Raw genomic sequence first — 13,712 nt, forward strand, 5'->3', positions numbered from 1 at the left:
CGCATTTTTGTTGCTCTAGTATGCATAATCACAGCCGCAAAAAGAATGTCAGTATGAGCCTATTCCAGAAAATTCAAAAACTGCCTCTGGTTTCAAAATTTATTCTGAACCGCTATGCCCCTTATCGTGGTGCAGGCATTGAAATTGATAAGATTGATTTTAATAATTATCACGTTCGGGTCAAAATGCCGCTGACCCGTAAGAACCAGAATATTGTCGGTGTGCATTTTGGTGGCAGCCTGTATTCAATGGTCGATCCCTTTTATATGTTATTGCTGATGCATCATTTGGGGCCGAAATACCTGGTCTGGGATAAAGGCGCCAGCATTCAGTTTTTGGCACCGGGTCGCGGTACAGTGGTGGCGGACATTCGGATTTCTGCTGAAGAAATTGCCACGATTATCAATCTGGCGACTGACAACGCGCCAGTGTATCGGCATTATCAGCTGAATATTTATGATGAAGCCGGGGTCAGAATTGCCGAAGTAGAAAAAACGGTATATATCCGGCGGAAACAGAGCAAAGGGAAAATTAACGCTCCTAAATAAGATAAAAGCGCCACATTGGCGCTTTTAAATCTAGCTAAATCTGAAATGACTTTCGACTTAACGACGACGGTTATCCTGTTCAATCGCAGCACCGGCACCACCACCGATTGCACCACCAATTGCAGCACCCGCGTTACCACCGAAGATGCTTTTACCAACTGCTGAACCAACAGCACCACCTACACCACTATAGGTCGCATTACGATTTGAACCGCCTTGGGATTTACTACCCACTGCCGCACCGGCACCACCACCAACAGCTGCACCAACGCCACCGCCGACTTTATTACCGACACCACCACCCACTGCACCACCAAGGGCTGCAGCACCGATCCGTTGCTCATTGGCAGACATACTTTCACAACCCGCCAACATAAAGGTGGAAAGAGTGGCAACTGCCATAACACCCATTAATTTTTTCATGACCTTGGCCTTCCTGTCTTGCTTTAATTAAGCTTATCTTCATTTTATGAAACTAAAATCTGTAGCGTGTTACTTCTCTCGGTATTCCTGCTGAGTTTTGTAAATATCAATGGATTATTCTTCTGTTCAAGATGTCTTATTTATAAATTTCAGACAAAAAAAGACGCCCGAAGGCGTCTCTTTTCTCAGCTTTAACTCGAATTAGAATTCTTCGTTAAATGCCTGGCTTAGAGCTTGGTCTACATCAGAGAAATCATTGTGCAGTTCAAATTCTGCAGCTTCTGCTTCTTGACGACGACGCTCCAAGTGGTAAGCCAAACCTGTACCCGCTGGGATCAGGCGACCTACAACCACGTTCTCTTTCAAGCCGCGTAAGTCATCTTCTTTACCTGTTACAGCCGCTTCAGTTAACACACGCGTGGTTTCCTGGAACGATGCAGCAGAGATGAACGAGTCAGTAGAAAGCGATGCTTTCGTAATACCCATCAATTGACGTTCAAACTTCGCAGGGAACTTGTTTTGTGCAAGAACTGCTTGGTTTTCTTGAACAACGCGGATGTAATCCACTTGTTCGCCTTTGATGAAGCTGGTATCGCCACCGTCAGTGATATCAACTTTACGCAGCATTTGACGTACGATGACTTCAATATGCTTGTCGTTGATTTTTACACCTTGCAGACGGTATACATCCTGAACTTCATTCACGATGTAGTTTGTAAGCGCAACTTCGCCTTTCAAACGCAAGATATCGTGCGGGTTCTGTGGACCATCAGAAATAGTTTCACCACGGTTCACATGTTCGCCTTCGAACACGTTAATCGTACGCCATTTCGGAATCAACTCTTCATAAATCTCAGAGCCATCATCCGGCGTAATCACCAGACGGTTCTTACCTTTGGTCTCTTTACCAAAGCTTACAACACCCGACACTTCTGCAAGGATTGCGTGCTCTTTCGGCTTACGTGCTTCGAACAAGTCAGCTACACGCGGCAGACCACCGGTAATATCACGGGTACGTGAAGTTTCTTGTGGTACACGACCGATGACATCACCGACACCAATCGTTTCGCCATCACGAACAGAAAGAATCGTGTTCTGTGGCAGGAAGTAGAACTGTTCGCCACCATCAACGGTATCTAACACAACAGCAGGACGCAAATCTTTACCTGACGCAGGACGTGAAGTCACTGGCAAGATTTCGATGGTTGACATACCTGTTGCATCATCAGTTTTAGAAGTAACCGTCACGCCATCAGCAATCTGGCTGAAACGTACTTTACCAGCAACTTCTGTTACCAATGGATGTGTATGCGGATCCCAAGTCGCCACAATACCGCCTGCTTCTACAGCTTCGCCATCTTTTAGCAAGATAGACGCACCGTAAGGAAGTTTATAGCGCTCGCGCTCACGACCTAAATCATCCGCAATACCGATTTCACCTGAACGTGAAGTCGATACCAAGTGACCTTTGGCATGTTGTACTGTTTTCACGTTGTGGAAACGTACTGTACCTTGGTTACGAACTTGTACGCTGTTTGCAGCAGAAGTTCGGCTCGCAGCACCACCGACGTGGAAGGTACGCATCGTTAACTGTGTACCTGGCTCACCAATCGATTGAGCTGCCATTACACCAACAGACTCACCCGGGTTCACCTGGTGACCACGTGCTAGGTCACGACCGTAACATTTCGCACATACACCGAAGGTAGATGCACAGTTCACGACTGAACGCACTTTAATTTCGTCGACACCCTGGCTTTCGATAAACGCAGCCAGTTTCTCGTCAATTAAAGTATTACGTGGAAGCAGAACTTCATCTGTACCCACTTTCTTGACATCTTCAGCAACTACACGACCCAATACTCGTGCACCCAGGTTTTCGATGACATCGCCACCTTGAATGAACGGAGTCATTACCAGACCGTCATACGTACCACAATCCGGCTCGGTAATGACCAAGTCCTGCGCAACGTCTACTAGACGACGCGTCAAGTAACCAGAGTTCGCAGTCTTCAATGCTGTATCGGCCAAACCTTTACGCGCACCGTGTGTCGAGATGAAGTACTGAAGTACGGTCAAACCTTCACGGAAGTTCGCTTTAATTGGGGTTTCAATGATCGAGCCATCCGGCTTCGCCATCAAACCACGCATACCCGCCAACTGACGAATCTGAGCTGCCGAACCACGGGCACCCGAGTCAGACATCATATAGATCGAGTTGAATGATTTTTGCTTCTCGTCTTCACCCTCTTTGTTCTTCACAGTGGTGAAAGACAAGTTGTCCATCATCGCTTTAGCAACCTGGTCATTGGTACGCGCCCAAATATCGACCACTTTGTTATAACGTTCGCCGGCAGTTACGAAACCTTGTTCGAACTGTTGTTCGATTTCACGAACTTCAGCTTCCGCTTTACCAATAATTGCTTGTTTTTGCGGTGGAATAACCATGTCTTCCATACCGACAGATACACCTGAACGCGTCGCTTGACGGAAGCCCAAATACATCAACTGGTCAGCGAAGATAACAGTATCTTTCAGACCCAATTTACGGTAGCAAGAGTTAATTAACTTAGAAATATTTTTCTTGGTCATCTCAACGTTAATTTGCTGGAAATCCATACCTTCAGGTACAACTTCCCAAAGTAGGCAGCGACCAGGCGTCGTATCTACAATAATGGTTTGCTGTTCACGGTTACCATCTTCGTCGATCACAGTCTGGTGTACACGTGCTTTAACGCGAGCGTGTAGATCAACCTGACCTGTTGCCAGTGCACGGTTTACTTCGTGAGTATCCGCGAACACCATGCCCTCACCTTTGGCATTGATTGCATCACGCGTGATGTAATACAAGCCCAAGACCACGTCCTGAGACGGTACGATGATTGGCTCACCGTTCGCTGGAGACAGAATGTTGTTCGTCGACATCATTAACGCACGAGCTTCAAGCTGAGCTTCAAGTGTTAATGGTACGTGTACCGCCATCTGGTCACCATCGAAGTCGGCGTTAAACGCAGCACATACAAGTGGATGTAGACGGATCGCTTTACCTTCGATCAGGATCGGTTCAAATGCTTGAAGACCCAGACGGTGAAGAGTTGGCGCACGGTTCAACATCACTGGATGTTGACGAATCACGTGAGCAAGAACGTCCCAAACTTCTGGAGTTTCGCGCTCAACCATTTTCTTCGCAGCTTTAATGGTGGTTGCTTGACCAGATGCCTGTAGTTTCGCGAAAATGAATGGCTTGAACAGTTCAAGTGCCATTTTCTTCGGAAGACCACATTGGTGCAAACGCAGGTTTGGACCAACAGTAATTACCGAACGACCAGAGTAGTCAACACGCTTACCAAGTAAGTTTTGACGGAAACGACCTTGCTTACCTTTGATCATGTCCGCCAAAGATTTAAGCGGACGCTTGTTCGAACCGGTAATTGCCCGACCGCGACGACCGTTATCCAGCAATGCATCTACAGACTCTTGCAACATACGTTTTTCGTTACGTACGATGATGTCTGGCGCTGCAAGGTCAAGAAGACGCTTCAAACGGTTGTTACGGTTGATCACACGACGATAAAGATCGTTCAGGTCAGAAGTCGCGAAACGACCACCTTCAAGTGGTACAAGCGGACGAAGGTCTGGTGGAAGAACTGGAAGTACAGTTAACACCATCCATTCTGGCTTGTTGTTCGAATCGTTGAATGCTTCCATCAACTTCAAACGCTTAGACGCTTTTTTCAGCTTGGTTTCTGAAGTTGTAACAGGAATTTCTTCACGAAGACGCGCAATTTCAGCTTCAAGATCGATGTCTTTCAACAAGTCTTGAACTGCTTCAGCACCCATTTTCGCTGTGAATTCATCACCGTGTTCTTCTAATGCATTGAAGTACTCTTCATCGTTTAGAAGCTGGTATTTCTCAAATGGAGTCATACCCGGATCGGTAACTACATAAGATTCGAAATACAATACACGTTCAATATCACGTAGCGTCATGTCTAATAAAAGACCGATACGGCTAGGCAATGATTTCAAGAACCAGATGTGTGCAACTGGAGATGCTAGCTCGATGTGACCCATACGTTCACGACGAACTTTCGCAGTTGTTACTTCAACGCCACATTTTTCACAAATGACGCCTTTGTATTTCATACGCTTGTATTTACCACACAAGCATTCGTAATCTTTTACTGGACCAAAGATTTTGGCACAGAACAAACCATCACGTTCAGGCTTGAACGTACGATAGTTAATGGTTTCTGGCTTTTTAACTTCACCGTGAGACCATGACTTAATCATTTCTGGTGACGCAAGACCAATACGGATGCGGTCAAACTCTACTGGAGCATGACCGTCTGAATCCGTCTTTTTGCGCATGATATCGAGCAAGTCTTTCAATTTTTTTCTCCGTGTGTTGTGGAGATTTTCACTCAACAACTGGGTCACAAATATTGTTTTTTAACTGAACTAATCCCAACCAACCCCTTTCTTGCGAAGCAGTGCTTCTCAGGGAGAAAACTCCTCAAAGCAAGAGGAGCAAATCCCCCCCTTTCGTAAAGGGGGTTGGGGGGATTAAATGGAACTAATTAGTCACCATTTTTCAGTTCAATGTTGATACCTAAAGAACGGATCTCTTTGGTCAATACGTTGAACGATTCAGGCATGCCCGGGTCCATATAATGGTTGCCATCTACAATGTTCTTATAGATACGGGTACGGCCTTCAACGTCATCCGATTTCACAGTCAGCATTTCTTGTAGCGTATATGCTGCACCGTAAGCTTCTAGTGCCCAGACTTCCATCTCACCGAAACGCTGACCACCGAATTGTGCTTTACCACCAAGCGGCTGTTGCGTTACAAGAGAGTAAGAACCAGTTGAACGCGCATGCATCTTGTCATCAACCAAATGGTTCAGTTTCAGCATGTACATGTAACCAACAGTTACCGGACGATCGAAACGCTCACCAGTACGACCATCATATAATACGGTCTGACCAGTACTAGACAAGCCTGCAAGTTGTAACAACTCTTTGATCTGACCTTCTTCAGCACCATCGAATACAGGAGTAGCCAAAGGTACACCAGCACGCAAGTTTCCAGAAAGTTTCAAGATTTCTTCATCAGTCAAGCTATCAAGATCTTCTTGCTCGCCACCAACTTTGTTGTAAATCTTGTCCAGGAAATCACGAAGCTCAAGTACAGTACGTTGCTCTTTCATCATCTTGTCGATTTGATCGCCAAGACCTTTCGCTGCCATACCCAAGTGAGTTTCAAGAATCTGACCCACGTTCATACGCGATGGTACGCCAAGCGGGTTCAATACGATATCAACAGGTACACCATTGGCATCATGTGGCATGTCTTCTACCGGCAAGATGTTTGATACAACACCTTTGTTACCGTGACGACCCGCCATCTTATCACCCGGCTGGATGCGACGTTTTACAGCAAGATAAACTTTAACTACTTTCAATACGCCAGTCGTCAGTTCATCGCCTGTAGAAAGTTTGCGTTTTTTCTCAGCAAATTTCTCGTCAATTTCGAAGCTCTTCTCTTTCAAGAACACTTGAATTTGAGTTAAACGTTCAGCAATTGCTTCATCAACTGGTTGAATTTCAAGAAGATCAACAAGCTCTAAACCAGACAACACGTCTTCAGACAGTTTGTCGCCACGTTTAGTTGTACCGCCACCATTCGACTCTTGGCCATTCAGTAGACGGATTACACGTTCACGTGCAGCTTCTTCGAAGATTTTGAATTCTTCTTTCAAGTCTTTACGGTATGCATCCAATTGCGCTTTTTCAATTGCTTGAGCACGTTCGTCTTTTTCAAGACCGTCACGTGTAAACACTTGAACGTCAATCACAGTACCTTTAGTACCCGATGGAACGCGTAAAGATGAGTCTTTTACGTCAGCCGCTTTTTCACCGAAGATTGCACGTAGTAATTTTTCTTCTGGAGTCAACTGCGTTTCACCTTTAGGGGTTACTTTACCAACCAGGATATCGCCAGCAGTTACTTCAGCACCGATGTAAACAATACCTGACTCGTCCAGTTTAGACAGAGCAGCTTCACCTACGTTCGGAATATCAGCAGTGATTTCTTCCGCACCCAGTTTGGTATCACGTGCAACACATGATAATTCCTGGATATGAATAGACGTTAAACGGTCTTCTTGAAGTACACGCTCAGAAAGTAAGATCGAGTCTTCGTAGTTGTAACCATTCCAGGTCATGAACGCTACACGCATGTTTTGACCCAGTGCTAGCTCACCACCATCTGTTGATGGACCATCAGCCAGTACATCACCACGACCTACTTTATCGCCCAGGTTCACAAGAACTTTCTGGTTGATACAAGTGTTCTGGTTCGAACGGGTGTATTTGATCAGGTTGTAGATATCTACACCTGCTTCACCTGCGATCATTTCGTCTTCATTCACACGAATAACCACACGAGACGCATCAACAAACTCGATACGACCACCACGTTGAGCGATCACACATACACCTGAGTCATGTGCTACGTTGGCTTCCATACCGGTACCAACAAGCGGCTTGTCAGCGATCAACGTCGGAACTGCCTGACGTTGCATGTTCGAACCCATTAATGCACGGTTGGCATCATCGTGTTCTAGGAATGGAATCAGTGACGCTGCTACAGATACGACCTGCTGAGCAGATACATCCATATGCGTTACTTTTTCAGGAGGAATACGTACGAAGTCACCTTGATGACGAACAGATACAAACTCTTCTGTTAAGTTACCGTCTTTATCCATTGCAGAATCGGCCTGTGCAATGACAGTACCTACTTCTTCAATCGCAGACAGGTATTCAACTTCATCTGTTACACGACCATCAACAACTTTACGGTATGGGGTTTCCAGGAAACCGAAGTTGTTACATTTCGCATAAACAGAAAGCGAGTTGATCAAACCAATGTTTGGACCTTCCGGTGTTTCAATTGGACATACACGACCGTAGTGAGTTTGATGTACGTCACGTACTTCAAAGCCTGCACGTTCACGCGTCAAACCGCCGGGACCAAGTGCAGAAACACGACGTTTGTGGGTAATCTCAGATAACGGGTTGTTTTGGTCCATAAACTGAGATAACTGGCTTGAACCAAAGAATTCTTTGATTGCAGCAGCTACTGGCTTCGCATTGATCAAATCTTGCGGAGACAGGTTGTCAGTTTCAGCTTGGCTTAAACGTTCTTTAACAGCACGTTCTACACGAACCAGACCTACACGGAATTGGTTTTCTGTCATTTCACCAACAGAACGAACACGACGGTTACCCAAGTGATCGATATCGTCGACTTCACCTTTACCGTTACGGATTTCAACTAATGTTTTTAATACATCAGTGATATCTTCGTTCGAGAGAATGCCTTCAACTTCACGTGACTTCTGATCTGTACCGACTTCGTAAGGACGACCCAAACGACGGTTGAACTTCATACGACCCACTGGAGACAAGTCATAACGTTCAGAAGAGAAGAACAAGTTATTGAATAAGTTTTCAGCAGCTTCTTTTGTTGGTGGCTCGCCTGGGCGCATCACTTTGTAGATTTCTACCAATGCTTCTTCACGATTGCTCGTTGTATCTGCACGTAGAGAATCTGCAACGAATGAACCGCGGTCGATATCATTGGTGAACAGAATATTGAACTGCTTCACGCCGCCTTCTGCAATTTTCACCATGATTTCATGGCTTAATACAGTATTGGCTGCAATCACATCACCATCTTTTAGTGGGATGTCTTCAGCAGTGATACGCTCATACAGGTACTCATCAGGCACTGCAAGTTTTTCAAGACCTGAAGCTTCCATTTGACGTACATGACGCGCATTGATACGTTTACCTTGCTCAACAATTGCCTTGCCATCCTTGTCCAGGATGTCAAATTGTGCCATTTCGCCACGCAGACGTTCAGGCACCAGGTCAATCTGGTAGCTACCCATGTCAAGATACACAGGTACTTTCTCGTAGAACATGTCGAGAATGTTTTCGTTGCTATAACCCAAGGCACGAAGCACCACAGTCGCAAGCAATTTACGACGACGGTCAATACGTACATAGACGAGGTCTTTGGCATCGAATTCAAAGTCTAACCATGAACCACGGTAAGGAATGATACGTGCTGAATAAAGGACTTTACCACTTGAGTGAGTCTTGCCTTTATCGTGGTCAAAGAATACGCCTGGTGAACGGTGTAATTGTGACACGATCACACGCTCGGTACCGTTAATCACAAAGGTACCGTTATCCGTCATTAATGGCATTTCGCCCATATAGACTTCTTGTTCACGTACGTCTTTAATTGACTTCGTTTCACGATCTTTCAGGATCAAACGAATTTTTACACGCATTGGTGCTGCATAAGTTGAGCCACGAAGAATACATTCGCGTACATCAAACTCAGGCTTACCAAGACTATACTCAACAAATTCTAAAGCAGCATTGCCAGAATAACTTTCAATAGGAAAAACTGAACGAAATGCGGCTTGGAGACCGATATCTTCGCGGTTTTTTGGTGATTTGCCATCTTGTAAGAATGTTCTGTACGAGTCGACTTGAATCGCGAGCAAGTACGGAGCATCCATGACGCTAGGCAATTTACCAAAATTCTTACGGATCCGTTTCTTTTCGGTATATGAGTATGCCATCTGGAGTCCTCGGAAAGTGTAAACCAAGCCCGCCTGCAGAACGGGCTCAGAAGGAATTACGCTGGCCGATATGGCCACCACTCTTTACAAATGCTGCAATTTTTAGTGGTATTAAAACGCTTATCAATATTTTTTAATGAAAAATATTGGTAAACGTTTGTTCATTATGTTTATTTTCAATTTGTATGATTTTTATATCATGCAAACAAAAATCGAGCCGATTATTGTAACGCAAAAAGGCTGATGACCCAAGAGCCATCAGCCAATTTTTGGAGCCGATTATAAAAAAACCGGCTCCCTTAAGAAATTACTTAAGAGTAACTGTAGCACCAGCTTCTTCAAGTTTCTTCTTAAGCTCTTCGCCTTCTTCTTTAGAAACGCCTTCTTTAAGAACTGCAGGAGCGCCTTCAACCATGTCTTTAGCTTCTTTCAAGCCAAGGCCAGTCGCTTCACGAACTGCTTTAATTACAGCAACTTTGTTCGCGCCGAAAGAAGTCAATTCAACATTGAATTCAGTTTGTTCTTCAGCAGCAGCAGCAGCAGGACCAGCAGCAACAGCTACAGCAGCAGCAGATACATTGAATTTCTCTTCGAAAGCAGAGATAAGTTCAACAAGTTCAAGAACAGTTTTTTCAGCAACTGCGTTTAGGATTTCTTCGTTTGTTAAAGCCATGAGATTAACTCCAAATGGGTATTGAATGATGTGTGTTTAAGTTTGAGCTTAAGCAGCTTCTGACTCGTTTTTCTCTTGAAGCGCTGTAAGTAAGCGGCCCAATTTCGAAATAGGAGCTTGAAGAACGTTTGCAAGCATAGTAAGCGCTTTCTCTTGGTTCGGAAGATTCGCGATTACGCTAACTTCTGCACCTTGATAAAGTTTGCCATCAAATGCAGCAGCTTTAAGTTCAAATGCTTTATTAGTTTTAGCGAATTCTTCGAACAAACGTGCAGCAGCACCCATGTCGTCTTCAGAATTCGAGAAAGCTAAGATTGTTGGGCCAACAAGGTTGTCGTTCAAGATATTGAATTGAGTATCTTGAAGAGCACGTTTAGCCAAAGTGTTACGAACGATACGTGTAGTAACACCAAGTTTACGCGCTTCAACACGTAGAGTAGTTAACTGCTCTACAGTCAAACCTTGGTAGTCAGCAACAACAGCAGCAAATGCAGTAGAAGCAACTTCAGCTACTTCAGCTACGATCTGTTTTTTGCCTTCGATAAGAAGAGCCATTGTAAAACCTCCTAACGGTGATTTATGTACTTACGCGAAGTACACTCCCAATTCGCAAGACCATCACTGGACTCACACGCGGAGGATGAACAAATCACACCACCGCGTCTACGCAGGCTGGGCTATTAAGAGAGAAGCATAAAACTCCCCTCGCCCGCGGTCTTTGACGCTGATAAATTTTCATTTATCAATTCAAAGTTTGCCTAAATTATCCCCTCTCCTTACAGGAGAGGGCTAGGGAGAGGTTTAACCCTCTTCCCGACCTTCTCCCAGAGGGAGAAGGAGACATCTTCAGGGCTTTAAAATTCTGTAATAAGTCGAGACTTATTTAGAAACGTTTGCTACATCAACGATCAAACCAGGACCCATAGTTGAGCTCAAAGTGATCTTTTGAATGTATACGCCTTTAGACGTAGCAGGTTTCAAACGTTTCAAGTCAGCAACAAGTGCTTCAACGTTTTGACGAACAGCAGCAGCTTCAAAACCTACTTGACCGATCGCAGCATGGATAATACCAGCTTTGTCTACGCGGTAACGTGCTTGACCAGCTTTTGCATTTTTAACTGCAGTAGCAACGTCAGGAGTTACAGTACCCACTTTAGGGTTTGGCATTAAGCCACGTGGACCAAGGATCGTACCAAGTTTACCTACAACGCGCATTGCATCTGGAGCAGCAATTACTACGTCAAAGTCAAGGTTACCCGCTTGGATGCTTTCAGCAAGATCGTCGAAACCAACAACATCTGCGCCTTCAGCTTTAGCAGCTTCAGCAGCAGCGCCTTGAGCGAATACAGCTACACGTACAGTTTTACCAGTACCTGCAGGAAGTGTAGTCGCACCACGAACAACTTGGTCAGATTTACGAGGATCAACACCTAGGTTTACCGCGATATCTAGAGATTCTTTGAATTTAGGAGCTGGAAGGCTCTCTAAAACTGCAACAGCTTCTTCTAGCGTGTAAACTTTGTGTGCTTCTACAGCAGCTACAATCGCTTTTTGACGTTTAGTTAATTTAGCCATGTCTTAAAGCTCCACTTCCAAGCCCATAGAACGCGCAGAACCAGCAATGGTACGTACACGTGCGTCTAAATCAGCACCAGTCAAATCTGGTTCTTTAGTAGTCGCGATTTCTTCGATTTGAGCACGAGTCAACTTACCAACTTTAGTTTTGTTAGGTACAGCTGAACCCTTCTGGATACCAGCAGCTTTCTTAAGAAGAACAGCAGCAGGTGGAGTTTTCATGATGAATGTGAACGACTTGTCGTTGTACACAGTGATCACGACTGGAATTGGCAGACCAGCTTCAACTTTTTGTGTAGCAGCATTGAATTCTTTACAGAATGCCATGATGTTTACACCACGTTGACCTAGTGCAGGACCAATCGGTGGAGATGGATTCGCTTTACCAGCTGGAACTTGCAGCTTGATATAGCCGTCAATCTTCTTAGCCATTTCAAATTACCTCTGGGTGCAAACGCCGGTGAAGGCTCCCCAATGATTTCAAGTAACGATACCGTTACAACAACAATGCCTGACTTATAAATAAGTCAGGCGTTTTCAACCCATACAAATTAGACTGATTTTTCGACTTGACGAAATTCCAATTCAACTTGAGTTGGTCGGTTAAATACATTAATGGTCAGCGTTAAACGTGACTTTTCGTACTGAACTTCTTCCACCACACCTTTAAAGTCGGTGAATGGACCGTCAACCACGAGTAATTCTTCGCCTGGTTCAAACATCGTCTTAGGACGAGGTGCTTCGCCAGTATTGCGTACACGCGCAAGAATCGCATCTGCTTCTTTTTGCGTAATCGGTGCCGGTTTTTCAGCCGTACCACCAATAAAACCTAAAACTTTTGGACATTCTTTAACAATGTGCCAAGTATCATCGTTCATTTCCATTTCGACTAGGACATAGCCAGGAAAGAACTTACGCTCTGATTTACGCTTCTTGCCATCCTTCATTTCTACCACTTCTTCGGTAGGAACAAGGACTTCACCAAAGCTATCGGCAACAGCGCTACGCTGGATTCGATCATTAAGCGAACGCATCACTTGTTTTTCATAACCTGAATAGGCATGAATAATGTACCAACGTTTCATAGCTCTCTTACCCGATAATAAACTTCATTAACCAGCCTAAAATATAGTCAAAACACCACAATAAGATGGATGCAATTACGACTACAACAAGAACTTGCCAAGATGTGGACATCGTCTCTTGCTTGGTAGGCCAGGTCACTCGACGCAACTCAATTCGTGCATCTTTCAGCAGACGAATAAAGCCTTTGCCTTGATGGGTGGCGTATAATAAACCGAATGCTGCAACGATACAAGCCAAAATCACCCCAACGCGCACCCAAATATCATTCGCAGGTGCCCAGTACGCTGGTAAATATTGGTTTACCATCATTGCACCAACCAATAAAATCAAGGCGATAACCCATAGAACCATGTCTAATGGAGAACCAGAACTTACATCTACTGCAGGATTATTTCTTTGAGGAATTGCCGCTTCGCCTAATGCGTCGCGTGATTTTTCATTCGACATTTTTGTACTCGTCGTAGGTTTCGCGACTTATTATATGACCAATTTTGCCGACATCAAGCGTCTTTTTAAAAACTTGGCAGGTCAGGAGGGACTCGAACCCCCAACATTCGGTTTTGGAGACCGACGCTCTACCAATTGAACTACTGACCTGCAAAACAACAAGTTGGAGCCTAAACTCCAACCTGTTTGTCTTATTCTATGATTATGCAGTTACTTTAGCAACTACACCAGCACCAACTGTACGACCGCCTTCACGGATCGCAAAACGTAGACCTGGGTCCATTGCGATCG

11 protein-coding genes and 1 tRNA gene are annotated in these 13,712 nt (G+C 44.8%); 1 reads left to right on the plus strand and 11 read right to left on the minus strand.

Translation table 11 applies throughout. The features are described 5' to 3' along the window. Positions 1-53 precede the first annotated feature (53 nt). Positions 54-548 (plus strand): DUF4442 domain-containing protein, encoded by a 495-nt coding sequence (locus tag NI465_RS12420; RefSeq protein WP_253145527.1) that lies wholly within the window; start codon positions 54-56, stop codon positions 546-548. Between the two features lie 57 nt (positions 549-605). Here NI465_RS12420 and NI465_RS12425 read toward each other — a convergent pair whose 3' ends face one another. The 11 genes from NI465_RS12425 to NI465_RS12475 all read right to left on the minus strand — a co-directional run. After that, entirely contained in the window at positions 606-971 is a 366-nt protein-coding gene (locus NI465_RS12425) for a glycine zipper domain-containing protein (RefSeq protein WP_005108070.1), read from the minus strand. 201 nt (positions 972-1,172) lie between these two features. Continuing rightward, on the minus strand, positions 1,173-5,363 hold the full coding sequence (gene rpoC, locus NI465_RS12430) for a DNA-directed RNA polymerase subunit beta' (RefSeq protein WP_253145528.1): 4,191 nt from the start codon (positions 5,361-5,363) through the stop codon (positions 1,173-1,175). A gap of 188 nt (positions 5,364-5,551) precedes the next feature. After that, on the minus strand, positions 5,552-9,640 hold the full coding sequence (gene rpoB, locus NI465_RS12435; protein ID WP_005102827.1) for a DNA-directed RNA polymerase subunit beta: 4,089 nt from the start codon (positions 9,638-9,640) through the stop codon (positions 5,552-5,554). Positions 9,641-9,947: 307 nt separating this feature from the next. Next, complete coding sequence (gene rplL, locus NI465_RS12440) at positions 9,948-10,313, minus strand: 50S ribosomal protein L7/L12 (RefSeq protein WP_004278611.1); 366 nt, start codon at positions 10,311-10,313, stop codon at positions 9,948-9,950. A 48-nt stretch (positions 10,314-10,361) separates the two neighbouring features. Beyond that, a complete protein-coding gene (gene rplJ, locus NI465_RS12445) occupies positions 10,362-10,868 on the minus strand; it encodes a 50S ribosomal protein L10 (RefSeq protein WP_004278612.1) in 507 nt (168 codons plus the stop codon). A 324-nt stretch (positions 10,869-11,192) separates the two neighbouring features. Continuing rightward, on the minus strand, positions 11,193-11,888 hold the full coding sequence (rplA, locus tag NI465_RS12450; RefSeq protein ID WP_004278613.1) for a 50S ribosomal protein L1: 696 nt from the start codon (positions 11,886-11,888) through the stop codon (positions 11,193-11,195). Between the two features lie 3 nt (positions 11,889-11,891). Next, a complete protein-coding gene (gene rplK / locus NI465_RS12455) occupies positions 11,892-12,320 on the minus strand; it encodes a 50S ribosomal protein L11 (protein WP_004278614.1) in 429 nt (142 codons plus the stop codon). 119 nt (positions 12,321-12,439) lie between these two features. Continuing rightward, positions 12,440-12,973, minus strand: coding sequence for a transcription termination/antitermination protein NusG (gene nusG / locus NI465_RS12460; RefSeq protein ID WP_004278615.1), 534 nt, complete (start codon positions 12,971-12,973; stop codon positions 12,440-12,442). Positions 12,974-12,980: 7 nt separating this feature from the next. Then, positions 12,981-13,421, minus strand: a complete 441-nt coding sequence (secE, locus tag NI465_RS12465; RefSeq protein ID WP_004278617.1) for a preprotein translocase subunit SecE — start codon at positions 13,419-13,421, stop codon at positions 12,981-12,983. Positions 13,422-13,495: 74 nt separating this feature from the next. After that, positions 13,496-13,571: transfer RNA gene (locus NI465_RS12470), tRNA-Trp, on the minus strand. A 52-nt stretch (positions 13,572-13,623) separates the two neighbouring features. Then, the coding region (locus NI465_RS12475) for an EF-Tu C-terminal domain-related protein (protein WP_445585614.1) at positions 13,624-13,712 on the minus strand (89 nt) is incomplete at its 5' end.

Source organism: Acinetobacter lwoffii, from assembly GCF_024129855.1.
Taxonomy (GTDB): Bacteria; Pseudomonadota; Gammaproteobacteria; order Pseudomonadales; family Moraxellaceae; genus Acinetobacter; species Acinetobacter lwoffii_L.